General features: G+C 40.5%; 17 protein-coding genes and 1 other annotated feature. Of the genes, 14 read left to right on the top strand and 3 right to left on the bottom strand.

Going from position 1 to position 26,666, the window contains the following annotated elements; translation table 11 throughout:
• Nucleotides 1-1,156: 1,156 nt before the first annotated feature.
• The 3 genes from lonB to yihA all read left to right on the top strand — a co-directional run bounded on the left by lonB (nucleotide 1,157) and on the right by yihA (nucleotide 6,140).
• The gene (lonB, locus tag V179_RS0114575) at nucleotides 1,157-2,821 is read left to right on the top strand and encodes an ATP-dependent protease LonB (RefSeq protein ID WP_028392123.1); all 1,665 of its coding nucleotides are present in this window, start codon (nucleotides 1,157-1,159) and stop codon (nucleotides 2,819-2,821) included.
• Nucleotides 2,822-3,240: 419 nt separating this feature from the next.
• On the top strand, nucleotides 3,241-5,562 hold the full coding sequence (gene lon / locus V179_RS0114570; protein ID WP_028392122.1) for an endopeptidase La: 2,322 nt from the start codon (nucleotides 3,241-3,243) through the stop codon (nucleotides 5,560-5,562).
• Nucleotides 5,559-6,140, top strand: a complete 582-nt coding sequence (yihA, locus tag V179_RS0114565) for a ribosome biogenesis GTP-binding protein YihA/YsxC (RefSeq protein WP_028392121.1) — start codon at nucleotides 5,559-5,561, stop codon at nucleotides 6,138-6,140. The genes lon and yihA overlap by 4 nt, the downstream gene beginning before the upstream one ends.
• Before the next feature lie 212 nt (nucleotides 6,141-6,352).
• Here the strand turns inward: yihA and V179_RS0114560 are convergent, their stop codons facing one another.
• Nucleotides 6,353-6,838 carry a LiaI-LiaF-like domain-containing protein gene (locus V179_RS0114560; protein ID WP_028392120.1) on the bottom strand — a complete coding sequence of 162 codons (486 nt, stop codon included), beginning with the start codon at nucleotides 6,836-6,838 and terminating at the stop codon, nucleotides 6,353-6,355.
• Between the two features lie 226 nt (nucleotides 6,839-7,064).
• Here V179_RS0114560 and hemA point away from each other — a divergent pair, with 226 nt between their 5' ends.
• The 10 genes from hemA to V179_RS0114510 all read left to right on the top strand — a co-directional run bounded on the left by hemA (nucleotide 7,065) and on the right by V179_RS0114510 (nucleotide 21,722).
• A complete protein-coding gene (gene hemA, locus V179_RS0114555) occupies nucleotides 7,065-8,408 on the top strand; it encodes a glutamyl-tRNA reductase (protein WP_028392119.1) in 1,344 nt (447 codons plus the stop codon).
• A 12-nt stretch (nucleotides 8,409-8,420) separates the two neighbouring features.
• Complete coding sequence (locus V179_RS0114550) at nucleotides 8,421-9,251, top strand: cytochrome C assembly family protein (RefSeq protein ID WP_028392118.1); 831 nt, start codon at nucleotides 8,421-8,423, stop codon at nucleotides 9,249-9,251.
• Between the two features lie 9 nt (nucleotides 9,252-9,260).
• Nucleotides 9,261-10,193 carry a hydroxymethylbilane synthase gene (hemC, locus tag V179_RS0114545; protein ID WP_028392117.1) on the top strand — a complete coding sequence of 311 codons (933 nt, stop codon included), beginning with the start codon at nucleotides 9,261-9,263 and terminating at the stop codon, nucleotides 10,191-10,193.
• A complete protein-coding gene (locus tag V179_RS0114540; protein WP_028392116.1) occupies nucleotides 10,193-10,978 on the top strand; it encodes a uroporphyrinogen-III synthase in 786 nt (261 codons plus the stop codon). The genes hemC and V179_RS0114540 overlap by 1 nt, the downstream gene beginning before the upstream one ends.
• A gap of 216 nt (nucleotides 10,979-11,194) precedes the next feature.
• Nucleotides 11,195-12,184 (top strand): porphobilinogen synthase, encoded by a 990-nt coding sequence (gene hemB / locus V179_RS0114535; RefSeq protein ID WP_028392115.1) that lies wholly within the window; start codon nucleotides 11,195-11,197, stop codon nucleotides 12,182-12,184.
• A gap of 154 nt (nucleotides 12,185-12,338) precedes the next feature.
• Nucleotides 12,339-13,628, top strand: a complete 1,290-nt coding sequence (hemL, locus tag V179_RS0114530) for a glutamate-1-semialdehyde 2,1-aminomutase (protein WP_028392114.1) — start codon at nucleotides 12,339-12,341, stop codon at nucleotides 13,626-13,628.
• 289 nt (nucleotides 13,629-13,917) lie between these two features.
• Entirely contained in the window at nucleotides 13,918-15,324 is a 1,407-nt protein-coding gene (locus V179_RS0114525) for a LysM peptidoglycan-binding domain-containing protein (protein ID WP_028392113.1), read from the top strand.
• A gap of 225 nt (nucleotides 15,325-15,549) precedes the next feature.
• Nucleotides 15,550-16,611, top strand: a complete 1,062-nt coding sequence (ysxE, locus tag V179_RS0114520) for a spore coat protein YsxE (RefSeq protein ID WP_028392112.1) — start codon at nucleotides 15,550-15,552, stop codon at nucleotides 16,609-16,611.
• A gap of 501 nt (nucleotides 16,612-17,112) precedes the next feature.
• Nucleotides 17,113-17,347, top strand: a binding site (T-box leader).
• A gap of 53 nt (nucleotides 17,348-17,400) precedes the next feature.
• Nucleotides 17,401-20,046: a valine--tRNA ligase gene (locus V179_RS0114515; RefSeq protein ID WP_034301200.1), complete on the top strand. Its 2,646-nt coding sequence runs from the start codon at nucleotides 17,401-17,403 to the stop codon at nucleotides 20,044-20,046.
• A 386-nt stretch (nucleotides 20,047-20,432) separates the two neighbouring features.
• A complete protein-coding gene (locus V179_RS0114510) occupies nucleotides 20,433-21,722 on the top strand; it encodes a bifunctional folylpolyglutamate synthase/dihydrofolate synthase (RefSeq protein WP_028392110.1) in 1,290 nt (429 codons plus the stop codon).
• A gap of 346 nt (nucleotides 21,723-22,068) precedes the next feature.
• Here V179_RS0114510 and V179_RS0114505 read toward each other — a convergent pair whose 3' ends face one another.
• Both V179_RS0114505 and V179_RS0114500 read right to left on the bottom strand, forming a co-directional pair.
• Nucleotides 22,069-22,500 carry a hypothetical protein gene (locus V179_RS0114505; protein WP_028392109.1) on the bottom strand — a complete coding sequence of 144 codons (432 nt, stop codon included), beginning with the start codon at nucleotides 22,498-22,500 and terminating at the stop codon, nucleotides 22,069-22,071.
• 80 nt (nucleotides 22,501-22,580) lie between these two features.
• The gene (locus tag V179_RS0114500; protein WP_034301197.1) at nucleotides 22,581-23,096 is read right to left on the bottom strand and encodes an SMI1/KNR4 family protein; all 516 of its coding nucleotides are present in this window, start codon (nucleotides 23,094-23,096) and stop codon (nucleotides 22,581-22,583) included.
• A gap of 1,193 nt (nucleotides 23,097-24,289) precedes the next feature.
• Between V179_RS0114500 and V179_RS28010 the strand changes: the two genes are divergently transcribed.
• Nucleotides 24,290-26,665, top strand: coding sequence for a PrsW family glutamic-type intramembrane protease (locus V179_RS28010; RefSeq protein WP_235179041.1), 2,376 nt, complete (start codon nucleotides 24,290-24,292; stop codon nucleotides 26,663-26,665).
• Nucleotide 26,666: the final 1 nt, after the last annotated feature.

Below are 26,666 nucleotides of genomic sequence, written 5' to 3'. Positions count from 1 at the left end.
GAGTCAGCCCTTTTTTTGTCTTTAATCGCTATTTTTTAGTTCCGGCACGCAAATCTCTAATCGCGCACGAAAAGCAGTGATTCCGGCACGCAACTTATCCAAACTGGCATGAAAACGTACAAACTCGGCACGTAAATCTGAAATCTGGCTTGTAATGTGGAAAACAGAGAGATGGAGCCTACGCTATGACTGGAGTTTGCCCAGACGATTGCGTCACCCCGCCGCTAAACAGCTACATTTTTTTATAAAACCCGTAATAAAAAGGTTAATTCGTATGAAAAGAGGAAGCGGGGTTCATCAATTTAACTCCGGCACGCAAATCTCTAATCGCGCACGAAAAGCAGTGATTCCGGCACGCAACTTATCCAAACTGGCATGAAAACGTACAAACTCGGCACGTAAATCTGAAATCTGGCTTGTAATGTGGAAAACAGAGAGATGGAGCCTACGCTATGACTGGAGTTTGCCCAGACGATTGCGTCCCCCCGCCGCTAAACAGCTACATTTTTTTATAAAACCCGTAATAAAAAGGTTAATTCGTATGAAAAGAGGAAGCGGGGTTCATCAATTTAACTCCGGCACGCAAATCTCTAATCGCGCACGAAAAGCAGTGATTCCGGCACGCAATTCGTCCAAACTGGCACGAAAACAAACAAACTCGGCACGCAAATCCAAAATCTGGCTCGTCATGCTGGAAAAAGGAGAGATGGAGACTACGAAGTGACTGGTGTTGCCCAGACGATTGCGTCATCCCGCCACTAAACAGCTGCATTTTTTTATAAAATCCGTAATAAAAAGGTTATTTCGTTTGAAAATAGGAAGCAGGATTCGTAAATTTAACTTCAGCGCGCAAATCCCCAATCTCGCTCGAAAAGTACCGAATTTGGCACGCAAATCGTTCAATCTGGCACGAAAATATACAGACTCGGCTCGCAAATCCGAAAACCGGCACGCAATGCTGGAAAAAGAGGGAGCCCGCTCAGTGACTGGAGTTTCCTTTTGCAATTACTCATGCCAGTGTAGTTTTTTTGCTGGTTTCCAAAGATGGTTTCTGTGCATGTTCAATTCACATACTTCCGTAAAAAAGATGGATGATTCATTCAGGCAGAGGAGATACTATCATTTACATACTTGGTGAATGCAGGAGGGAAAGGCAATGAATTGGACAGGAATCGCGTTATTAATTCAGCTGTTTTTTGGTATTGTGATTGGTATGTATTTTTTGAATTTGCTTAAGGGACAAAGGACACAAAAGGTATCGATTGATCGTGACTCTAGAAAAGAAATGGATCAGTTGCGAAAAATGCGGTCGATTTCGTTAACGGAACCATTATCAGAACGTGTACGGCCGATTACATTTGCTGATATTGTTGGTCAGGAAGATGGGATTAAGACGTTAAAGGCTGCGCTATGTGGTCCAAATCCACAACATGTTATTGTGTATGGGCCACCTGGTGTCGGAAAAACAGCTGCTGCAAGGCTTGTTTTAGAGGAAGCTAAACGCAATGCGAAATCGCCGTTTCAAAAAACAGCCGTATTTGTTGAATTGGATGCAACAACAGCCCGATTTGATGAACGAGGCATTGCAGATCCATTAATTGGCTCGGTTCATGATCCGATTTATCAAGGTGCCGGAGCTATGGGGCAAGCTGGTATTCCACAACCAAAACAAGGAGCTGTCAGCAATGCGCATGGTGGTGTCTTGTTTATAGATGAGATTGGCGAGCTTCATCCTATTCAAATGAATAAACTGCTTAAAGTATTAGAAGATCGTAAAGTATTTTTAGAAAGTGCGTATTATTCAGAGGAAAACACGAATATTCCAACACATATCCATGATATTTTTAAAAATGGTCTGCCGGCGGATTTTCGCTTGATTGGTGCAACAACGAGAACGCCAAATGAAATTCCTCCTGCCATCCGTTCGCGCTGTATTGAAGTCTTCTTTAGGGAGCTCGATCCGGGAGAAATTATTTCAATTGCCAAAAAAGCATCTGAAAAGGTGAAGTTAACAATTAGTGATAAAGGTCTTGAAACAATCGCTGAATATGCCCGAAATGGCAGGGAAGCTGTGAATATGGTTCAAACGTTAGCGGGTATTTCGATTACAGAAGATCGTAACTATATTAAAGATGAAGACATTGCGTGGATGGCTCACTCTAGTCAATTGACGCCAAGAATGGACCGTAAAATCGATGACAAGCCTAAAGTTGGCCGAATTAATGGACTGGCAGTATATGGCCCAAATAGCGGGGCATTACTTGAAATTGAAGTGACCGTCATGCCTGCACTTGATAAGGGAACGATTAATATAACGGGGATTGTGGAGGAAGAAAGCATCGGTGGTAGTGGAAAATCCATTCGCAGAAAAAGTATGGCGAAAGGTTCCATTGAAAATGTGATTACCGTCCTTCGATCGATGGGGGTTCCTGCTGACCAATTTGATATCCATGTTAACTTCCCGGGAGGCAGTCCAGTGGATGGGCCTTCTGCCGGAATTGCGATGGCGTGTGGAATTTACTCCGCAATTTACAAAATCCCTGCTGAAAATACAGTGGCGATGACTGGGGAAATAAGTATTCATGGCCATGTAAAACCAATTGGCGGGGTCATTCCAAAAATTAAAGCAGCCAAGCTTGCGGGAGCAAAAAAAGTGATTATCCCACACGAAAACATGCAGCCGTTGCTGAATGAAATAGATGGAATTGATATCATCCCGGTAAAAACAGTGAAAGAAGTCTTTGAAATAGCGTTAAGAAAAGATATAATTCCCGAACAAATCATGCACAAGCTTGATTTAACGAAGCGTGAAAGTGTATAAGTGAAACATCCATCAGTGAATGCACTTTTCACTTGATGGTTAGTTGTACCGGAAAAAAGCTAGTAAAAGGGTCAGTTCTCGTACTTTACTCAGGAGAATATGGTGTTACACGCACTTAATTCTTGCTGAAAAAAGATTTTGCGAGATCTGGCTCTTTTTTTGTAGCTACCTAAGCTATTCAGCAATCTCGTACATTCCCGCTTGTTAGGACATTTTAATAGTTAAAAATAACTAGTTTTTGGGGACGGATATTCGTTTACTATACGTTAAATTTTAGGTTTTTCGTGCGTATTGTTTTGTTTTTGGAGATAATAAAAGGGGAATAAGCTTGTCAGATAGACACGTTCATGTAAATACGTTAGAATTGTTACACTGGTCAATCTTGAAAACTATACGATAAATTATTGGAGGTGTCAGGCATGGCTGATAAGAAACTCATCGTCCCCCTCCTGCCATTAAGAGGCTTACTTGTATATCCTACTATGGTGCTACATTTAGATGTTGGACGAGACAAATCGGTTCAAGCTTTGGAAAAAGCAATGGTGGAAGATCATCTAATCTTTTTAACAACACAAAAAGATGTTTCCCTAGAAGAACCAGGTGAAGAAGATATTTATCATATGGGAACTTTAACAAAAGTGAAGCAAATGCTGAAACTCCCGAACGGTACCATTCGCGTATTAGTAGAGGGACTGAACAGGGCTCGGATTACTGAATTCTATGATAACGAGACACAATTTTCTGCAGAAGTTATCGTGTATGAAGACAGTGATGAAAAGGGAATTGAACATCAGGCATTGATGCGAACTCTGTTGGAATACTTTGAACAGTACATAAAGATGTCAAAGAAAATTACCCCTGAAACATTTGCTGCAACGGCAGACATTGAGGAGCCCGGTAGGCTTGCCGATGTAATAGCTTCCCATTTGCCTTTAAAGCCGAAAGAAAAACAGGAAATTTTAGAAACGGTTGATGTGAAAGAACGATTAAGCAAAATAATCGAAATCATCAATAATGAAAAAGAAGTATTGAACCTCGAAAAGAAAATTGGCCAGCGCGTGAAACGTTCAATGGAAAGAACGCAAAAAGAGTATTATTTGCGTGAACAAATGAAGGCAATTCAAAAAGAACTTGGAGATAAAGAAGGAAAAACTGGAGAGATAGCTGTCCTTACTGAGAAAATTAATGAAGTAGGGATGCCAGAGCATATAAAGGAAACGGCCATGAAGGAATTAGATCGATACGAGAAAGTCCCTTCTTCCTCTGCGGAAAGCTCCGTCATCCGTAATTATATCGAATGGCTCATCACGCTTCCTTGGTCCAAGGCAACGAAAGATGATTTAAATATTCAAAAAGCTGAAAAGGTGTTGAATCGTGAACATCATGGTCTTGAAAAAGTGAAAGAGCGTGTGCTTGAGTATTTGGCTGTTCAGCAATTAACACAGTCGCTTAAAGGGCCAATTCTTTGTCTTGTCGGACCGCCTGGAGTAGGGAAAACTTCTCTTGCACGTTCGATTGCAACTTCGATGAATCGTAATTTCGTTCGGATTTCCCTTGGTGGTGTCAGAGACGAATCGGAAATACGTGGACATAGAAGAACTTATGTTGGTGCGATGCCAGGACGAATCATTCAAGGCATGAAAAAAGCAGGAACGATTAATCCAGTGTTTTTATTAGATGAAATCGATAAAATGTCCAATGATTTTAGAGGCGATCCTTCAGCAGCTATGCTTGAAGTATTGGATCCTGAACAAAATAATCATTTCAGTGATCATTATATTGAAGAAACGTACGACCTCTCAAAAGTGATGTTCATTGCAACAGCTAATAATTTGGCGACAATACCAGGACCATTACGAGATCGGATGGAAATTATCTCAATTGCAGGGTATACCGAGATAGAGAAACTTCATATTGCAAAAGATCATTTGCTCATTCGCCAAATGGAAAATCACGGTTTGCAAAAAACACAGCTTCAAGTTCGTGAAGAGGCATTAGTCAATATCATTCGCTATTACACGAGAGAAGCTGGTGTCAGAAGTCTAGAACGTCAATTAGCTAGCATTTGCCGTAAAACTGCGAAAATCATCGTTTCCGGTGAGAAAAAGCGTGTGGTGGTTAGTGAGAAAAACGTAGAAGATTTCCTAGGCAAAACCATTTTCCATTACGGCCAAGCAGAAGCGGAGGATCAAGTTGGTGTCGCAACGGGTCTTGCGTATACTACGGTAGGTGGAGATACTCTCCAAATTGAAGTATCTCTTTCACCTGGAAAAGGGAAGCTCGTTCTGACAGGACAACTGGGTGATGTCATGAAGGAATCTGCTCAGGCAGCCTTTAGTTTTGTTCGTACGAAAACTGAACAACTTGGAATTGATGCAAATTTTCATGAAAAGCATGATATTCATATTCACGTACCAGAAGGAGCTGTTCCCAAAGACGGACCTTCAGCAGGGATTACGCTTGCGACAGCGTTAATTTCTGCTTTAACAGGTCGACCAGTTCATCGAGAAGTAGGGATGACAGGGGAAATTACCTTGCGTGGCCGTGTGCTTCCGATTGGCGGTTTAAAAGAAAAATCATTAGCCGCACACCGGGCAGGTTTAAAGAAAATCATTATTCCAAAAAATAATGAAAAAGACATTGACGATATCCCGGAAAGTGTTCGTCAAGAATTAGAATTTGTTCTCGTTTCTCATGTTGATGAAGTATTGGAACATGCATTGGTAGGTGAAACAGAATGAAAGTAACAAGTGCCGATATCGTCATCAGTGCGGTGAAGCCGGAACAATATCCAAATGAACCGATTCCGGAGTTCGCCCTTGCAGGAAGATCAAACGTCGGCAAATCCAGCTTTATCAATAAGATGATTAATCGCAAAAACCTTGCACGGACATCTTCAAAGCCAGGAAAGACGCAAACGTTAAATTTTTATATCATTAACGACATGTTGCACTTTGTTGACGTGCCTGGATATGGCTACGCAAAAGTGTCTAAAACGGAGCGGGCAGCGTGGGGGAAAATGATTGAAACGTATTTTACAAACCGTGAGCAGCTTAAAGCAGCTTTACTCATCGTTGACTTGCGCCACCCACCGACAAAAGACGATATCATGATGTATGATTTCTTTAAGCATTATGATTTGCCTGTCATTGTCGTTGCAACGAAAGCGGACAAAATCCCAAAAGGGAAATGGCAAAAACATTTAAAAGTAACTCGTGAGACATTGGATATGGAAAAAGAAGACGAAACCATCGTTTTCTCTGGTGAAACGGGCCAAGGGAAAGACGAAGCATGGGGATTGTTGAAGAAGTATATGTAAGAATAGGGTCAGACCACACACTACACATTGTTTATAGTGACATGTACACGTCAAATAAACGATAGAAAAAGATGTGGGGTCTGACCCTTTTCATGTTGAAGAAGTATATGCACGATTTTCGAGCATAAACGCAAAAAGGGCCAGACCTAACACTCTACACATTGTTTACTGACATGTACACGTCATATAAATGATTAGGTCCGACCCCTTCTTTATTTCTTTTTAAGGAAAAGAATATAGATTCCAAGCCCCATGACAAGGAATGGCCAATAAGGCGCTGAGTTTGCGAGTGCCGTTTCGCTCAGTCCAAATTTGCTAATGAGTTGGTCATAATAGACCGTTATAATGGCAATAATAAGCAATAAGATGCCTTGAATTGAGCTTGATTTCATTTTACTTGCCTGCATTAGGAAGCCAATGGCAACGATGAGAAGAAGAACACCGATGTGACTTGGCCAAAATGTAAGATGGCCAACTAGATGAAAGTGCAGGCCGGTTCCAAACAGAATCACACCTGGAAGGATGGCATGAGTCTGTTTCCCACCATATGCTTCACCTAAAAAAGCAGCTCCGATGATACATAGAACTGTGGGCCAATTGAAAAAGTCTTTAAATAAGACGAGGTTATATTGTTGAAGCAAGAAATAGAGCCCGAAGCCGAGTAGAATAATGCCGGGAAAGATTCGTTGATTTTTCATCATGCCCTCCTAATTTGTTTACTTGAAGTTCGTTTTGTTTTTTGATATGGTAATTTTATATAAATGAATTGTCGAAAACTACCTATGTACGGTGTAATTTTTTCATACCAGTACCATGTTAGCATATGTTTTCATGAACTGTTCATAATTTTGACGTTTTAAGTAAAATATAAATGATATAATATGGTTTGTTAAGATTGAATTTACTGGGGGTGCAATACGAAGGATGCATATATTAGCGGTAGGCTTAAATTATAAATCTGCCCCTGTCGAAATTCGTGAGAAATTATCATTCAACGAAGCTGAACTTGCTTTAGCAATGAAAGCGTTAAAAAATAAAAAAAGTATTCTCGAAAACGTGATTATTTCGACATGTAACCGTACCGAAATCTATGCGGTGGCAGATCAATTGCACACAAGCAGATATTATATAAAAGAATTCCTTTCAGAGTGGTTCAATATCGAAAGAGAAGCGTTTTCTTCCTATCTTACAATCTATGAAGGCGAGGGAGCGATTGAACATTTATTTAAAGTGGCTTGTGGTTTAGATTCGATGGTTCTTGGTGAAACACAAATTCTTGGACAAGTTCGTTCAAGCTATATGGAAGCCCAAAAACAATCCACAATTGGCACTGTGTTCAATCATCTTTTTAAGCAATCATTAACGTTAGCAAAAAAAGCCCATTCTGAAACAGAAATAAATACAAATGCTGTATCTGTAAGCTATGCAGCTGTCGAGTTAGCTAAGAAAATATTTGGCGGATTAAAGGGAAAGAATACGCTCATTCTAGGTGCAGGGAAAATGGGAGAGCTGGCCATTCAAAATCTCCACGGCAATGGCGCAGATGATATCACAGTCATTAACCGCACATATGAGAAAGCTGTTGCTTTAGCTGATCGCTTTTCTGGTAAAGCGAAACAGTTACAAGAATTGCAATGTGCGCTAGTGGAAGCAGATATCCTCATTAGTTCAACTGGTGCAAAGGATTTTGTCATTAATAAAGAAATGATGACCTTTGTGAACAAAATGCGTAAAGGCCGACCGATTTTGATGGTTGATATTGCGGTTCCACGTGACTTAGATCCTGCAATCGCTGAACATGAAAATGTTTTCTTATATGACATTGACGATCTTGAAGGAATTGTAGAAGCAAACATGCAGGAACGAAAAAAAGCTGCCGAGAGTATTTACATGATGATTGAATCCGAGATTGTTGAATTTAATCAATGGGTAAACGTCTTAGGTGTTGTGCCGGTTATTTCAGCACTTAGGGAGAAGGCGCTGTCGATCCAATCCGAGACAATGGTAAGTCTTGAGCGTAAGCTTCCTCATTTAAGCGATCGCGATCGAAAGCTAATTAGCAAGCATACGAAGAGCATCATTAACCAAATGCTGAAAGATCCAATTCTTTATGCGAAAGAAATAGCGGTCGAGCCAAATGCGAAAGAAGCTTTGGATCGTTTTGTGAAGATTTTTCAATTGGAAGATTTAGTGGAAGATTCTACTGTGCCTGTACAACAGGCAAATAGAAAAGTAGTGCAGGTCAAACCAGTCCCTGTTCAAGTGTAGTTGGAGTATTATATGGAATTGATGATGACAAGATTGCATGAAGTAACTGTATTAATTTATGCAGCAAGTGTGCTCTTATATTTTATTGATTTTCTTCATAATAACCAGAAGGCAAACAAAGGAGCTTTCTGGTTACTTGCTATTGTTTGGGTTCTACAAACCATATTTCTATTTTTATATATGTTGCAAACGGGCAGATTCCCCGTGCTGACGATCTTTGAAGGCTTATATTTTTATGCATGGGTGCTCATTACGTTATCGTTGATGATCAATAAATTTCTACCGGTTGATTTTACTGTATTTTTTACGAATGTATTAGGGTTCATCGTGATGGCGATTCATACATTTGCACCGGTTCAAATTCAGTCGAAGGTACTGGCAGAGCAGCTCGTTTCAGAACTTTTGCTGATACATATCACCCTTGCAATCCTATCCTATGGGGCGTTTTCATTGTCTTTTGTATTCTCGTTATTGTATTTAATACAATACGATTTATTAAAAAGAAAGAAATGGGGTAAGCGTCTATTACGGCTTGGCGATTTAGCCAAGCTTGAGCATATGTCTTATGTGCTCGCGGTCGTTGGTGTGCCGATGTTGATTCTATCGCTTATTCTAGGGTTGCAGTGGGCCTATATCAAAGTGCCAGAAGTCACCTGGTTTGATCCAAAAATTCTTGGTTCATTTTTAGTGCTCATTGTGTACAGTATCTATTTATATTTTAAAGTCCGAAAGCAAATGTATGGAAAAACGTTGGCCTATCTGAACCTTATTTCATTTTTAATAGTACTTATTAACTTTTTCCTTTTCGGAAGTCTTTCCACATTTCATTTATGGACTACATAGGAGGATATCATGAGAAAAATAATTGTCGGTTCAAGACGAAGTAAGCTAGCTGTTACGCAGACTAACTGGGTGATTAATCAATTAAAGGAGCTCGGTGTCCCGTTTGAATTTGAATTAAAGGAAATTGTGACAAAAGGAGATCGAATTCTTGATGTGACTTTATCTAAAGTGGGCGGCAAAGGCTTGTTTGTTAAAGAGATTGAGCAAGCACTTTTAGATAAAGAAATTGATATGGCTGTACATAGTATGAAAGATATGCCAGCTGTATTGCCAGATGGTTTAACCATTGGGTGCATTCCGCCGAGAGAAGATCACCGTGATGCATTGATTTCTAAGGACCATGTTAAGCTTGCAGATTTAAAGCCTGGTGCGATTGTCGGTACGAGCAGTTTACGTCGCAGTGCTCAAATTTTGGCAGAGCGTCCAGATCTTGAAATTAAGTGGATTCGTGGAAATATTGATACGCGTCTTGAAAAACTAAGAAATGAGGATTATGATGCGATCATCCTTGCAGCTGCGGGTCTTTCCCGAATGGGTTGGAAATCAGATATCGTAACAGAATTCTTGGAGCCAGACCTTTGCCTTCCAGCAGTAGGACAAGGAGCACTTGCGATTGAATGTAGAGAATCAGATGTTGAACTCATGGAACAATTGGAGAAGCTGACGTCTAAAGAAACGAAGGCAACTGTAGAAGCAGAGCGCGTCTTTCTTGATAAGATGGAAGGAGGCTGTCAAGTGCCGATTGCAGGTTATGCAATTACAAAAGAAACGGGAAATATTGAATTAACAGCACTTATAGCATCTCCTGATGGAAAAACAATTTTTAAAGAAGTGGTTACTGGAGAAAATCCTCAAGAAATTGGCGTTGAAGCAGCGCGGATTTTAACGGAAAAAGGTGCAAAAGCATTAATTGATTCTGTCAAAGAGGAGCTCAATCAGTAATGAATAAGTCTGCCCCTTTAAAAGGTTCTCATGTTCTTATTACTAGAGGGAAAAGTCAGGCAGCGAGCATAGTAGAAAAAGTGGAGAGTTATGGCGGCAACGCTTGCGTCGTGCCACTTATTGATTTTATCCTGCCTGATAATATCGACCAACTCAACCATTATATTCGCCATATTCATGAATATGACTGGTTAATTCTTACGAGCCAAAACGGAGTCGACTATTTTTTCCGTCTTCTAGAAGAACAGGCACCGGTAAAATTGCCACGGATTGCTGTAATCGGCAGTAAAACAGAAGAATACCTTATGAGTCGCGGGCTTAGTACGGATTTTGTCCCCCTACATTTTGTAGCGGAAGCCTTTGTAGCGGAATTTATTCCTATGCTAAAGCAGGACTCACGTGTCCTTATTGCGAAGGGGAATTTAGCGCGTACGGTTATTGCCGATAAAATTCGAGAGGCAGGGGCACAATGCCAAGAAATGATTATATATCAAACAGTTTTGCCAAAAGCAAGTGAGCCTAAGTTAGCAGAATTGCTCACTAATGGGCGATTGAATATTGTTACATTCACCAGTTCGTCAACGGTTCATCACTTTATGAAAATCGTAAACAAACATGATTTGCAAGCGAGTTTGGAGAAAATTGTTTTTGCTTGTATCGGACCCATCGCATTGAAGACAGCCGAATCATATGGTCTGTCCGTAGCTGTTTCTCCAAAAGTATATACAGCAGAAGCAATGATCGATAGTTTGGCAGACTATATGACAAGACAATATACAAACTGAATATTGCGTTAAAACACCACCACTTACTATGAAAGTTAAATCATGTAGTACTTTACATACACCTAATCACAATGGTGGTGGTGCGGAGCTGGATTTCTGGGTACTAAGGAGAGTAAGTCTTGAAGCCTCTTCCCCATGTCCTACATCAGACTGAAAGTGGTTTCTAACACTACTAGAAAGTCATTCAATTAGAAATCAATCTAAGGAGGAATTTATATGAAAGACATTCAATTTACGAGACACCGTCGTCTGCGCTCAAGTGCTGGCATTCGTTCCCTCGTTCGCGAAACGTATTTACATAAAGAGGACTTCATTTATCCTATCTTTGTCATTGATGGTGAGGATATCAAAAACGAAATCGCTTCTATGCCAGGGATATATCAGCTTTCCATGGATCATTTGTTAGCAGAAGTGGATGAAGTCGTGAGCTTAGGAATTAAATCCGTCATCTTATTCGGTGTGCCGTTTGAGTATGATAAAGATGAAGAAGGTACAGGCGCATTTAGCCATAACGGGCTTGTTCAAGTCGCTACACGTTTAATTAAGGAAACGTATCCTGAGTTGATTGTTGTAGCTGACACTTGTCTATGTGAGTATACAAGCCATGGTCATTGTGGAGTAGTAGAAGGCGATAAAATCCTCAATGACGCGTCCCTTGACTTACTTACCAAAACCGCAATTAGTCAAGCTGAAGCAGGAGCGGATATTATCGCCCCTTCCAATATGATGGACGGTTTCGTTACAGCGATCCGTGCTGGACTTGATGAAGCAGGCTTTTTAGACGTGCCAATCATGTCCTATGCGGTTAAATATGCATCATCCTATTACGGTCCTTTCCGAGAAGCAGCTAATGGCGCACCGCAGTTCGGCGATCGAAAAACCTATCAAATGGACCCTGCTAACCGGATGGAAGCATTCCGTGAAGCGGAATCGGATATAGATGAAGGAGCAGATTTCCTCATCGTCAAGCCGGCGCTTTCCTATCAAGATATTATCCGAGATGTGAAAAATTATACAACTTTACCAGTTGTTGCTTATAATGTAAGTGGAGAATATTCGATGGTCAAAGCAGCTGCATTAAACGGCTGGGTAGATGAAAAGTCGATTGTCTTAGAAATGCTAACAGGCATGAAACGTGCAGGAGCGGATTTAATCATTACATACTTTGCGAAAGACGCTGCGCGCTATCTTAATGACATGAAGTAAGAAACGTTTTCTAAAAGAGGATGTTCAAAAAGTCCGGTCCGCACGTATGACTGCATATGTGAAAGGTTTGAGACGATCGCTCGCAGAACTTTTCGGCTCTTTTTATCCTCCTTTTTGAACACGTACTAAAATAAACGATAAAGTGGGGAGTATCATGCGTTCATATGAAAAATCAAAACAGGCTTTTGCTGAAGCACAGAACTTAATGCCAGGCGGCGTTAATAGTCCGGTTCGCGCATTCAAGTCAGTAGACATGGATCCGATTTTTATGGAACGGGGAAAAGGCTCAAAAATTTTTGATATTGATGGCAATGAATACATCGATTATGTGTTGTCATGGGGTCCGCTTATTTTAGGTCATTCGAACGACCGTGTCGTGGAAGCTTTAAAAAAAGTCGCAGAAACAGGGACAAGTTTTGGAGCATCTACACTCCTTGAAAATGAATTAGCAAAGCTAGTTATTGAAAGAGTACCTTCGATTGAAATGGTCCGAATGGTTTCATCGGGCACAGAAGCGACTTTGAGTGCATTACGACTTGCACGTGGATATACCGGTCGCGATAAAATTTTGAAATTTGAGGGTTGTTACCATGGTCATAGCGATTCATTATTAATTAAGGCAGGTTCCGGTGTCGCAACACTTGGTTTGCCGGACAGCCCAGGTGTACCCGAAGGCATCGCAAGAAATACGATTACAGTTCCATACAATGATTTAGCAAGCGTTAAATATGCATTTGAACAATTTGGTGAAGACATTGCTGCTATCATCGTTGAACCAGTGGCCGGCAATATGGGAGTTGTCCCACCTCAACCTGGATTCCTAGAAGGCTTACGATCTGTTACCGAACAATACGGCTCATTATTAATTTTTGATGAAGTGATGACAGGATTCCGTGTTGGTTATAATTGTGCCCAAGGACATTACGGTGTGACACCTGATATTACTTGTCTAGGAAAAGTAATCGGCGGTGGTTTACCAGTCGGTGCATTTGGCGGTAAACGAGAGATTCTAGAACGAGTTGCCCCAAGTGGAACGATTTATCAGGCAGGAACGCTCTCAGGTAATCCGCTTGCGATGACTGCTGGGCTGGAAACACTGAGCCAACTGACACCTGAAGTGTATCAAGAATTTACCCGTAAAGGGGATATGTTGGAAGCGGGCATTGGTCAAGTTGCCAAGAAATATGATATCCCACATACGTTTAATCGAGCTGGTTCTATGATTGGCTTATTCTTTACAAACGAAGATGTCATCAATTACGAAACAGCGAAACAATCCGATTTGAATTTCTTCGGCACGTACTACCGTGAAATGGCTGAGCAAGGTGTGTACTTACCACCATCTCAATTCGAAGGGCTTTTCCTATCAACTGCCCACAGTGACGAAGACATCGAAAAAACAATCGCAGCTGCTGAACAAGCATTTGCTAAATTGAGAAAATAAGCGTAAGTAACAAGCAGGTTTGCCTTTTAGGTGAATCTGCTTTTTTTTGTGAAGATATGCATCAAAACTAGATTTTATGTGTCAAAAATAAAAAATATGCGTCAAATACAAGTTTTATCCTGCACGGGCAGAAAAACACTACTGATTGAAGTATCACTTTATACGTCAACATGAAAAACTGTAGACTTCGTTTTCTTCGCGTTATTTTGACGTCATATTATCGTTGAACTTTTCATAGATTGTTAATGGCATCGTTACTTGTTTTTTTAGTTTGGAAGGAGGAGTTTGATTGTCAATCGAAAATCAATCGTTTTTACGATTTTCCTTAGAGGAATCTGTCTGGTTTCAGAAAGGGCAGGAGATAGAAGAGCTTTATTCCCTATCGCTTGAACCGAATGTGACTATTCAAGAGAGTGATCAATATGTAGTGATTAGGGGTTCTTTGGATTTGAGTGGTGAGTATAAGGAAACAGGGGAGGAAGATGGCACTTCTGATCTTGAATTCTCACAGCCTTTTTATCCGAAGACGATTCATAGCGTCGATCTAAGAGCAGACGGGTTAAGTGAATTTATTCACCGTATACCAGTCGATATTACGATTCCGAACAATCGCATACAGTCTTTGGATAATATTGATGTAAATATCCATGCTTTTGATTATTTTATGCCTGAAAAAAATTGCCTGAAGCTTGAGGCAGAACTTATCATAAGTGGAATTGAAGACTCGCGAAGTGAAAGGAAACAGGAAGAACCAGCAGATTTTTTAGATGAATATGAAGAGGAAGAAAATGAGCGGGATGAAGCGAATTCAACATGGGAAGAAACGGTTGAAGTAGAATTTGAAGAGGAGACTTCCTCTCAGTCTGAAAATGTGGCATTTGACCAAGAGCCCCTTGCTTATTATAGGGATCAGGAAGAGATGGTAAACGAGACGGAAGAAGTGGACGATATGTTAGAGGAAAATGAATCAGAACAAGTCACACTTTTCCGAGAATTAGAAGAGTCAGCAAATATAGTTGAAGAAATCGATTATTCGCCAGAGAAAATAGAACAAGATCCTGTTTCTATTTATCATGAACAAGAAGAAATACAAACCGAACTAGTTCCATTATCTCGAGAAATGGAAGTGGAAAAAGAGGATGAGGACGAGTTATTTACTCCGTTTATTGTAGAGGCTAGGAAACTGCCAGACATTGAAGATGCAGAAGAATCGCGGCCAATCTATGCCAATAAAACAAAAGAAATACAAGAAATACAAGCGGTTGAACCGCCAAAAGTGGAGCAACACTTAGAAGAACTCCGAGCATCAGAAATGGTTGCTGAGGACGTTCACGAACATTCTCAGATAGAGAAGGAACACGGTCCATTACTAGATTTTGTCCGAAGGAAAGAAGAAAAATCAACGAAGAAAGATCCGTCTGAACGTGAAAAAGTCTCAGAAAGAGAAACGTCAGAAAAAGAGGCAACGAAAGAAGATCATCTTTCGTTAACGTCTTTCTTAGGACGAAAACAAGAGGAAGAGTTAATTGGTATTAAAGTGTGCATTGTTCAGCAAGGAGAAACGTTAGACAGCTTAGCTGAACGCTATGAAGTCAGTGTACAGTCCCTTCTAAACAGCAATGAACTAGAACCAAGTCAAGATATTTATGAGGGTCAAGTATTATACGTTCCAAAGGTGAGAGCGATTAAAAATTAAAACTCTTTTCGTAAAGATTGTTGTTTTTAGCAAATAGCAAATTCGAGCAGATGTTGATTGTAGTTGAGTGAGCGCTCATGGAAAATGAGCAACCTAGGATAGTATTGTAAATATAATTAAAAGCAGTAAAGGATACAAAACAGCCAAAATTAAACAAGGAGGTAGAACGGGCCATTCCCTCGTTCTGCCTCCTTATCTAGAAATTAACTGATGGAAGTGAATTCCATGGCGGATAATGAAAGAAGAAGGCAGGATACCGAAGCGGTTCTCCTTAACTATTCGGTAAAAACGTATCATATTGAATTTATTGGCAATATTACAAAGCTGTACAGTGATAAAGGTGTCTTTGCCCTAAAATCGATTGATCCTCATATTGGGATTGATTTTATCCGAAATATTCAACGCCTATATCAGCGTGGGTATAATCGAATTGTCCCCATCTATCAAACGATGGACGGTCGTTATGCGGTGCTTCACAATAATCGCTTGTATTATTTGATGCCATGGCTTTCTGATCAGGAAACTGGAGAGCGTTCCGAACGGAATAAGCAAATGTTTCGTGAGCTTGCCCGCATGCACACTTTGTCTGTCAGAGAGATTACCGTTGAGGCAGAGGAACGTGAAGAACATTATCAATCGACCAATGAAGAGTGGAAGAAACAGCTGGGATTTCTCCGTGAATTTGTTGAAAGCTGTGAAAAGAAATGGTATATGTCGCCATTTGAGTTGATGTATTGTACGTACTATACCGATTTATCACAGGCTCTAGAATATTCAACGAAAAAACTAGAAGACTGGTATGAGAAAACAAAGGATCATGAAAAGATCCGGACAGTTGTGACACATGGCAAAGTTTCATTGAAGCACTACGTATACGATGATCGAGGCTATGGCTACTTTATCAACTTCGAAAATTCAAGAACAGCTCCGCCACATTTTGACTTGCTGCCCTATCTGGTAGAGGCTGCGAGAACGTATCCGTTTCCCTGTGATGACTGTGTCGACCTTCTCTATAACTATATGCGCTATTTCCCCTTAAAACCTGAGGAAGTCCTGCTATTTCAAAGCTATCTCGCTTACCCAGAATCATCGATTGCTGTAGTAAAAGGATATGTTGAAAAAAAGGGGAACCGGAGTGAACTGCAATATGTCCGTCATTTTCAACGGCAATATTGGTTAGTGAAAAATATTGAGTATATGGTGATGAAAATCGAGGAAAACGAAAGAGCAAAGAAAGCGGCTGTAGAAGCACAGCAACAACAACAACAAGAACCGAATCCAGAATAATCCGGAGCATATGCTAATAAAGAATGGTGGCATTACGCTTCGGATTATTTTTATCCTTATATCCAATTTTGTCGAAAAGAAATCAAAAGTACGACGACGATTGATAGAATCAAAATATCTAAAAATGTCGGAAACAAAAGTGTGCGAAATCCCTGAAAAATACATATCGGTAACATAAACTGACTACAAACATTACGGATACCTTTCAACCAGGGCGGCAGCGTATAGGGAGAATAACGTTGTCTCAAAATTGCCCAACCCTTTCTTTTTAAGAGGTACCCTATTATATGGTTACTCGTGGAGTTTTGTGAATGAATGCTCACATTTCCGGATATACTGTGTAACATAAAACTCGACTATTGGCGAGTATTAAATTGGAAACTATGTCGGATCAACTTCTTCGCTGACAATTTATAATTTCTTAACGTTTAAAAAAATAAGAAGATGATTGACGTTAGGTGTATTTCTTTTGTAAAATGAATGTTAATGAATAATTACATATCAACCGCTATGATTGGAAGTAGTATGATGAAAGACCGCTTTAAGAGAGGAAGCCAAATGCTGAAAGGTTTCTAAGTGTGTACCATCAGAAGTCGTCCATGAGCAGTTTCCGTGAACAATAAAAGTAGCGGAAGCCGGCGAAAAGCCGTTATCAAATCTTTAAGAGCCGAGAAAAGGATTATACTCTTTTTTCGGAAAAAAGGTGGCACCGCGAACAACTTTCTTCGTCCTTTTGTGATGAAGGAAGTTTTTTTGTGTCTTTAACACATTTTTAAGGAGGAAATTCAGATGGAAGAATTAACGATGCCGACAAAATATGATCCGCAGTCCATTGAAAAGGGCCGCTATAAATGGTGGTTAGATGGGCAGTATTTCAAAGCGGAAAGTGATGAAAAGAAAGAGCCATACACGATTGTGATCCCACCACCGAACGTTACAGGTAAATTGCATCTAGGTCATGCATGGGATACGACGCTTCAAGATATTATTACGAGAATGAAACGGATGCAGGGCTATGATGTTTTGTGGCTTCCGGGAATGGACCATGCTGGAATTGCAACTCAAGCTAAGGTTGAGCAAAAGCTTCGTGCTGATGGAATCAGCCGTTATGACCTTGGTCGTGAGAAGTTTGTCGAAGAGACTTGGAGCTGGAAGGAAGAGTATGCAGGCCATATCCGTGATCAATGGGCAAAGCTAGGTTTAGGTCTTGATTATAGCCGAGAGCGATTTACATTGGACGAAGGGCTTTCTAAAGCGGTTCGTGAAGTATTCGTTAAACTATATAATAAAGGTTTGATTTATCGCGGCGAATACATTATTAACTGGGACCCTTCAACAAAAACGGCGCTATCTGATATCGAGGTGATTCATCAGGATGTTCAGGGTGCGTTTTATCATATGAACTATCCATTAGCTGATGGATCAGGTTCTATCGAAGTTGCGACAACTCGTCCAGAAACGATGCTAGGGGATACAGCAGTTGCTGTTCATCCAGAAGATGACCGCTATAAGCACTTAATTGGCAAGCATGTTATCCTGCCGATTACCGGCCGTCAAATTCCAATTGTTGCCGATGATTATGTCGATAAGGAATTCGGTTCAGGTGCTGTGAAGATTACGCCAGCCCATGATCCAAATGACTTTGAAATTGGCAATCGCCATAATTTAGAGCGCATCCTTGTGATGAACGAAGATGGGACAATGAATGACAATGCCGGCACATACAAGGGTATGGATCGTTTTGAATGCCGTAAACAAATTGTCAAAGACTTACAAGAGCAAGGTGTTCTTTTCAAAATTGAAGAACATATGCATTCTGTCGGTCATTCTGAGCGAAGTGGCGCTGTTGTTGAACCGTATCTTTCTACTCAGTGGTTCGTTAAAATGCAGCCATTAGCAGATGAAGCGATTAAACTTCAACAAGGATCAGACGAAGAAAAAGTTCACTTCGTACCGGATCGTTTTGAGAAAACGTATTTACGTTGGATGGAGAATATTCGTGATTGGTGTATTTCTCGTCAGCTTTGGTGGGGACATCGCATTCCAGCTTGGTATCATAAAGAAACAGGCGAAGTATATGTAGGTCAAGAAGAACCTAGTGACATTGAAAACTGGGAACAAGATACAGATGTTCTTGATACATGGTTCAGCTCGGCATTATGGCCATTTTCAACGATGGGCTGGCCGGATCGTGAAAGCGCCGATTTCAAACGCTATTATCCAACTGGTTCACTCGTTACGGGCTATGACATTATCTTCTTCTGGGTGTCTCGAATGATTTTCCAAGCGATTGAATTCACTGGCGAACGTCCATTTAAAGATGTATTAATTCATGGGCTAGTACGTGATGAACAAGGTCGTAAAATGAGTAAATCCCTTGGTAATGGAGTCGATCCAATGGATGTCATCGATCAATATGGTGCCGATTCATTACGTTACTTCTTATCAACAGGAAGTTCACCAGGTCAAGATCTGCGCTACAGCACAGAAAAAGTTGAAGCTGTATGGAACTTCGCTAATAAAATTTGGAATGCATCTCGTTTCGCGTTGATGAATATGGACGGAATGAAATACGAAGAAATTGATTTGACAGGTGAAAAATCCGTTGCGGATAAATGGATCTTAACTCGTCTAAATGAAACGATTGAAACCGTTACTCGTCTAGCTGATAAATATGAATTCGGTGAAGTTGGCCGCGCACTTTATAACTTCATTTGGGATGACTTCTGTGACTGGTATATTGAAATGGCGAAGCTACCACTTTACGGAGAAGATGAAGCAGCGAAGAAAACGACTCGTTCAATTCTTGCCTATGTACTTGACAATACGATGCGTTTATTACATCCATTTATGCCATTTATCACGGAAGAAATTTGGCAAAACTTGCCGCATAGTGGCGAATCAATCACTGTTGCTGCTTGGCCAGAAGTACGTTCCGAGCTTTCTGACGGTATTGCCGCTGAGGAAATGAAACTGCTTGTGGAAATTATCCGTTCTGTACGGAATATTCGCAGTGAAGTAAATACACCGCTAAGCAAGAAAATTAAATTGATCCTAAAAGCAAAAGATGAAAACATTGTAACAACACTTCAGAATAACCGTGCCTATATTGAACGATTCTGTAACCCAGAAGAATTAACGATCGGTACAGTAGTGGATGAGCCAGGCCAAGCAATGACAGCTGTCGTTACAGGTGTGGAGCTTATTTTACCACTTCAAGGCTTAATTAATATCGAAGACGAAATCAAGCGTCTTGATAAAGAACTAGAGAAACTGAATAAAGAAGTAGAACGTGTGCAAAAGAAACTAGGCAATGAAGGCTTCGTGAAAAAAGCCCCTGCACAAGTAATTGAGGAAGAAAAAGCGAAAGAAAAAGACTACGTTGAAAAACGCGACGCTGTTAATCAACGAATTATTGAATTGAAACAGCTGTAAACAAAAACAACAATGAGCGTCTGTTCTCATCCCTAGGATGAAAAAGGTTCAGGATCTAAAAACTGTATCATCTAATGAAGGTGGGGTTGCGGAGCTGATTTTGCGAAGCCCCGCCCCTTTTCCTCGAAAAAGGATGACTCAAACAGGTAGCAGATGACTTTATGGGTCATCCTTTTTTATTAGTTGCCGGCTTGAGCAAAAATTGGTTAGAAAACCTCAGTACTTTGTGAGGAAACCTTCATGTGGTTAGTAAACTCCAATACATGATCAGTAAACGATCAGCTGTGCATGAAAAAATCCTTTTGTCTATTTTTTAAGAATTTGCTATGGTTAAATGTGATCCTTTATTAAATCGAGAAATAGAACAGTTTTAGGGAGTGGTCGGTTTGTTTCAATCAATGGAAGAAGTCATGGATTATTTATATAGTAGAGAATCGAAGCTTGGGATGGACTTTGGCTTAGCGCGAATGGAGAATCTATTAAAAGAGCTTAGGAACCCAGAAAAGAGCTTTCAATCGATCCATATTGCTGGATCAAATGGCAAAGGCTCGACTTTGAATGCTTTGAAGGAAATCTTAATGGCCCAAGGACTTAAAGTGGGTAGTTTTACTTCACCGCATTTGGAAAAAGTAAACGAAAGAATGATGATTAATGAAACGATGATCTCAGATGAAGAAATGATCGAACATATGAATACCATTTATCCTTTTTTAGAAGAAGGTCAAGTGGGATATCGGGCTACTTTTTTTGAGATTATTACGGTTATTTCTTTTCTTTATTTCCAAAAGAACGAGATGGACATTGCACTCATCGAAACAGGATTAGGTGGCAGGCTAGATTGTACCAATGTCATCACTCCTTTACTATCTATTATCACATCGATTTCTTTAGAGCATACGAATATACTTGGAAATACCTTGGCTGAAATCGCATCTGAAAAGGCTGGAATTATTAAACGCGGTGTGCCTGTTATTAGCGGTGTAACGGAAGAGGAACCTGCTACGGCTATAATGGAATATGCCAAAGTACAGGGCGCAAACCTTTATTGCCTAAATAAAGAAATCCTCTTGAGTGAGCCTAGTCAAGTTCAAGACGGTCAATGTTTTTCTTTTAAAATGGGAAATACAACGCTTGAACAAATCGACCTTAAAATGCTCGGCCGTCACCAAGTGAATAATGCGGCTTTAGCGATTGCTGCAGTAAAGCTGTTAGTTGAAGAGTATCAGCTAGAAATCTCTGAAAAAAGTATTCGGGCTGGTTTGGCAAAGGCACATTGGGCTGGAAGATTTGAAGTGTTACCTGGTCAGATCATTTTAGACGGTGCTCATAACCCTGCTGGCATGAAAGTTTTGCTAGAAACATTACAAACTAGATATCCAGATGTCAATTATCATTTCGTTTTTACCGCCTTAACAGATAAAGATTATCGACAAGTGTTAAGAATGGTAGATGAACATGCGACATCGGTTACCTTTACGGAAATTGACTTTAAGCGAGCAGCATCCGCACAGGAATTGTTAGAAACGAGTAAGCTGGAGCGGAAAAAGGCGATGATCAATTGGCAGGAAGCAATCGATTATGCACGAAATCTACAGAATCCCAATGATTTAGTCATTGTCACAGGATCGCTCTATTTTCTGGCATTGGCACGCCCTTATATTAGAAAAACAAGCTGAACGAAATGAAAATATTCGCGCCGGAATGAACACCTTTATGGATTTCGGGCGTAAAATGGTCTCCGGCGCGCAAATCGTAAATCTCGCTCGCAAAGTGTTGCTTCCGGCCCGCTAAACTCAAAACTGGCGCGTAAATTTGATTTCCGGCGCGTAATGTTGTAAATCTCGCTCGTAAAGATTGAAGAGGGGATTGTGGCTTTGAAATAAAGTCACGATGTTTGTAAAAAAGATGCGATGTTTGTAATTTATCAAGACCTAATTTTAAAAAAGATAGAAAAATTAAAGGGTTCTACATATTAGATATGACTAATATGTAGAACCCTTTCTTCTTTTACTAAAGCACCAGTTACTTTAATAAGAATTCTTCTTCAACTTTACTAAAATCAGCCCATAATTCTGTATCATTAACAGTGTACTTCTCTTTTTTTAATCGCTTTAACATCAGTTCTAAGGCAATCCTAAGTTGATTTATAAGATATTTTCTAATATCTACTGGATCGACACCTTCCCATCTTGAACGGGGCATACCTACATCAATTGTTATATATCGATTCTTTTTACTAAGTCTTAATTTTTCACAGCCTTCAAACTCCCAATACGATATTTCACCATCTACTCTTAAAACTGGATCAATACTATCCATCTCAACACAGTAAATATCGTCACAATACTTATATAATAAATTCCTTAACTCTTGTAGATGGGGAGATATCACTTTACCTGCGTTGGGACCACCAATATCAGCTCCAAAGGTTATATAAGGATTCTCTTGAATCATTTTACACACCTCCAACCTATACTTCTTACACTCGTTACCGAAAAAGCGTCTCCACTTATTGAACAATCGCACCCTTTACTTCAATAAACCATTTTTTTCATTTCGGCTAAAAAATCAGGGTCAACCCATACTTCCTCTACTTCGTAGCCTTCCAAATCTTCGCCAGAATCGGATTTAATCATTTTAAGGAAGTCCTCGAAATGATTAGCAATAGGTAGGAGGTTTTTATTTTCAATATAATCATTTTGACATTCATTTTCGTGGTCCCAAAGGAATAAATGCCCGTTGTCACCATCTAAACAGACCAAATTACCGCCTTCTGTTCTAGCAATAGGTATGTAACCTTTTGGTATTCTTTCTTTGAAAACTTTGAAATTCGCCTTTAAATCATTAATTTTCTCTATACCTATTCCAAAAAAATCGGATATTGAAATTGAAAGAATTTCGCCATTTGGAAGTTCAATTATATTGTTTTCGGGGTCTCCTCCATTGTATTCCATTAAAAAATCAATATAGTCTTGTGGTAATTTATATCCAATAACATCTTCAAATTCTGCTAATTCTTTATTATTAAGTTTTTTATTATTAGGTCTTATCTTGCGTTTCCAAACAATTGAATTCTAGCATTTATTTCTATTAAATCTAGGGAGTTTATTAAATTTACGGAAAATAAATATTGTTAAAATTTGTAAGTTCCGTAGTCTTCCGTTTTAATGATTCATTGGCATCTTCTTATTACTAATGTTGTAGTGGATGTATTTGCTTACATGTAGAAGATCTTGGGGAGTTGGGATAGGGAGCTTTTAAATGCAATTAAAAGATAAGACTCCGTAATTGTAAGCTACACCATTGTCACGATTAACCAGATATTCCGAAGATATCTGAGTATATAATAATCTATTGTATAACTAATGTTTCAGCGAATAGCGAGAATTCCTGCCACTAGTAATCATCTGATATTAACGTAACCGAGGTACCACCTACTAAAATGCTAGTAACTGAACGTGTACCCCGACATAGTTGAGTACGGTTCTGGCTGACTTTATAATACGAATGGCTATTTAGTTGAATAACTGAATGTGCAAATTTAGATGCTTTTAAATCATTTTATTAAGATAAAGAACAGGTTTGTTAATATTACTCAATTTAGAGGTATCATTTTAGTAATATCGAATATAAAAAATATAGGTTAATCAAATAAATAAGAGGTGAGGTAAATGAACGGTGAATTTTGTAGTAAAAGTTTTTAGCTAGAACAAGTTAGTAAAGGTTTATATGAAGCAATAGCCAGAGAAGGTGGCGGGGCTGCAGCAAATGCAGGCTTTGTGGATCTAGGTGATAAAGTTATTGTTTTTGATACATTTAAATCACAACAAGCATCTGAAGACTTGCTGGGTATCTTTAATCAGACTTTTTTTATAAAGCTACAACAACAACATAATTCATCCGAATTACAATTATTAAATTCTGTAGGCCTTGACGGTCTTTCACTGTACCTTTGTATACATTTTAACAAGGATTGTTTTTTGTTAATCCACCTTTTCGAGGCTTCGTGCAAAAATCGATTTGCGACCAGCGCCTTTTCAACATTTTATAAAAATATTAATAATACTAGTAACCCCACGAGAAATAGGTTAGGTACATGTTGCGGGTATTACTCTATTAAACCTCCGCTCCGATCGATCGGTGACCATGGTTTTCATGAATTCATTTATTTACTTAGGGCTGGACCAGCGTAAAGGGGGACGTCCCGCTTGCACGAGGTCGGCTTACAAAGGAGGCGACCGTAGTGAATTCGATCTGGTCCATTCGAACCGGAATTCGGGATTTCCTTGAGGCCATCTATCGAACTTGCCAATCATGGATTGCGAAATATCCGTTTATTAAAACGGCGTATGCGATTTTTTCCTGGCTGTCGTTGCTTGCGTTTGTGTTGAGTTTGTTCTTCGTTAAAGAATCGCGTACCATGATGATTCAATATTTGTGGTCGTTTTATGTGCTGCTGCAATTTTGGTTTCTGTGCCGAAGCAAAACGATGCCGTGGAAGCAAGTTGTTCTGTTCGTTCTCGCAGGCGTTTTTCTTGTCGTACCGTTCACGACGCTTACAGTCAATGCTTTCCACGTGCTTTTCGGCGGAAAAACTTCCGACACTTGGTCCATTGCCGTGATCACGCCAATTTTCGAAGAATTGTGGAAGCTCCTTCCACTCGGCATATTCCTGTTATTCTCGCGTCGAGCTTCCGCCATGAGTTTAAGCGATTACACGCTCATCGGTGCTGCGACTGGCGTCGGTTTCCAGCTCATGGAGGAGCTGAGCCGCAGGTGGCTGAACCCCGGAGCGATCGATTACAGCACGACGATGTTTGGAGGAAAGACGATCCACTGGGATTTCTGGACTCTATTCCCAGGGCGGTTCGAAGCAAGCTTCCTGCCGACGCTCATGACCGTCAGCCATCCCGTGCACACTGCGATGGTCGCGCTTGCGTGTGGAATTGCCTATCGGCTGCGGAAAAGACTGACGAAATGGGTTTTTCTGTTCCCAGCAATCCTTTTGCTTTGGTCCATCCTGGATCATATGGCCAATAACGGCCAGCTCAAGCTGCCGGACTGGGTGTTCCGGCTTCATGATTGGACCGGCAGCGGTTATAACACTCAGCCGGTATTCCTGCTGATGCTGGTCGCATCGATTTTTGCCGATTACTGGTCGCTGAACAAAATACGAAACCGCCTTCCGTCGCTGCCGAACGAGCCGCTTCTTAATCCGTTTATCGAGCTGTGGAATATAACCCGCTCTTTTTGTCTGGACCGGGGAAAATTCATATATTGGCTTGGCTTTTACCGGGAGCGCAGGGAGCTTGGATTTCATTTGCTTTATGGAAATGAAGAAGCGGCTGGTAGACAGGAGGCTGTCCAGGCTCGGGTAAAAACTCTTTGCCAGGCGCTAACTGGACTCGCTGTGATTCTGCTTGTGGCCAGTCTGTTCGCAGACATCGGGGCTCATACGGGTGGAGGAGAGACGGCATGTTTCGCCTGCTTGTTCGATTCGCTGCAAAACTGGTGGGATCGGCTGGAGTGGTATGAACAGGGCGCGATCGTGCTGGGGGCCCTTGCCTTGTCACTGCTGTTCGTCGGATTCTGGCCGGCGTTAGGTATCGCGATGACGGGGGCGAGTATCGCCGGGAGCGGACATGAGATTGCCGGTTATATCCGCGATCCGAAGAAGCTGTTTACTCCCGAAAATGCGCTTTCCGTCGCTATAGGCATTGTACTAAGCAGAATCCCATTCGGTAAAGCGCTAAGCTGGGCGGGAAAGAAAGGACACCGCTATGTGCGCAAGCTTCTGGATAAGCTGGGTTCCCGGAAGCCGGATATCGACGTCCCGGTTCATCCGAAACCTCCGAAGAATGACGGTCCGGGTAAGCATCAGGACGGTCCCAAGAAGCCGGATGACGATCCCAAGAAGCCAGATGACGGTCCCAAGAAGCCAGATGACGGTCCCAAGAAGCCGGATGACGATCCCAAAAAGCCAGATGACGGTCCCAAGAAGCCGGATGACGATCCCAAGAAGCCAGATGACGGTCCCAAGAAGCCGGATGACAATCCCAAGAAGTCGGATGACGATACGCCGAATAAGGATAAAGCCGATGAGGGGACGGAACAAGATAAGACCATTGGCAACATGGTTAAGGTTAAAAATAAAACGAAATATACAAATCCAGCTGGAAATGAACTTACTTGGGTTGATCAATCTCCGAAAAATATTAATATAGCTATTAACCAATTTTTAAATAGTAAAGACGTTGGTAAAGCAACTGAGGCTAAGGTTGCGGACTTTGTAAGAAATAAAACAGAGGTAAAAGTAAAAGCGTATGCGCAAAAAGTTGAGAAGAGTGACGGTCAATTTGCCGGTGATTTAGACGTCGTTACAAAAGATGCGATTATTGAAGTCAAAACATCTATTAGATCGGTAAAAGTAGATCAATTTAATAAATTTACTGATCCAACTCATGATTTATTCTTTAATCCAGAGAATAAAAAGGTTATTTTGTATATTGATAAGTCTTTGAGTAATTTAAGACCCGAACAAAAAGCCATGCTGGAAACCATAAAATCTAAAGGTGTTACGATTGTTAACTCACTAGAGGATCTGAAGGGGGTTTTATAAT

Source organism: Bacillus cihuensis (assembly GCF_000504145.1).
GTDB lineage: Bacteria > Bacillota > Bacilli > Bacillales > DSM-1321 > Peribacillus > Peribacillus huizhouensis.
Note: the sequence above shows the minus strand (reverse complement) of the source record. Positions and strands in the feature narration are given on the sequence as shown.

What these genes read in the sequence shown, in the direction of transcription:
- lonB (WP_028392123.1), top strand. Translation starts at nt 1,157, where the DNA reads ATGAATTGGACAGGAATCGCGTTATTAATTCAGCTGTTTTTTGGTATT.
- lon (WP_028392122.1), top strand. Translation starts at nt 3,241, where the DNA reads ATGGCTGATAAGAAACTCATCGTCCCCCTCCTGCCATTAAGAGGCTTA.
- yihA (WP_028392121.1), top strand. Translation starts at nt 5,559, where the DNA reads ATGAAAGTAACAAGTGCCGATATCGTCATCAGTGCGGTGAAGCCGGAA.
- V179_RS0114560 (WP_028392120.1), bottom strand. Translation starts at nt 6,838, where the DNA reads ATGAAAAATCAACGAATCTTTCCCGGCATTATTCTACTCGGCTTCGGG.
- hemA (WP_028392119.1), top strand. Translation starts at nt 7,065, where the DNA reads ATGCATATATTAGCGGTAGGCTTAAATTATAAATCTGCCCCTGTCGAA.
- V179_RS0114550 (WP_028392118.1), top strand. Translation starts at nt 8,421, where the DNA reads ATGGAATTGATGATGACAAGATTGCATGAAGTAACTGTATTAATTTAT.
- hemC (WP_028392117.1), top strand. Translation starts at nt 9,261, where the DNA reads ATGAGAAAAATAATTGTCGGTTCAAGACGAAGTAAGCTAGCTGTTACG.
- V179_RS0114540 (WP_028392116.1), top strand. Translation starts at nt 10,193, where the DNA reads ATGAATAAGTCTGCCCCTTTAAAAGGTTCTCATGTTCTTATTACTAGA.
- hemB (WP_028392115.1), top strand. Translation starts at nt 11,195, where the DNA reads ATGAAAGACATTCAATTTACGAGACACCGTCGTCTGCGCTCAAGTGCT.
- hemL (WP_028392114.1), top strand. Translation starts at nt 12,339, where the DNA reads ATGCGTTCATATGAAAAATCAAAACAGGCTTTTGCTGAAGCACAGAAC.
- ysxE (WP_028392112.1), top strand. Translation starts at nt 15,550, where the DNA reads ATGGCGGATAATGAAAGAAGAAGGCAGGATACCGAAGCGGTTCTCCTT.
- V179_RS0114515 (WP_034301200.1), top strand. Translation starts at nt 17,401, where the DNA reads ATGGAAGAATTAACGATGCCGACAAAATATGATCCGCAGTCCATTGAA.
- V179_RS0114505 (WP_028392109.1), bottom strand. Translation starts at nt 22,500, where the DNA reads ATGATTCAAGAGAATCCTTATATAACCTTTGGAGCTGATATTGGTGGT.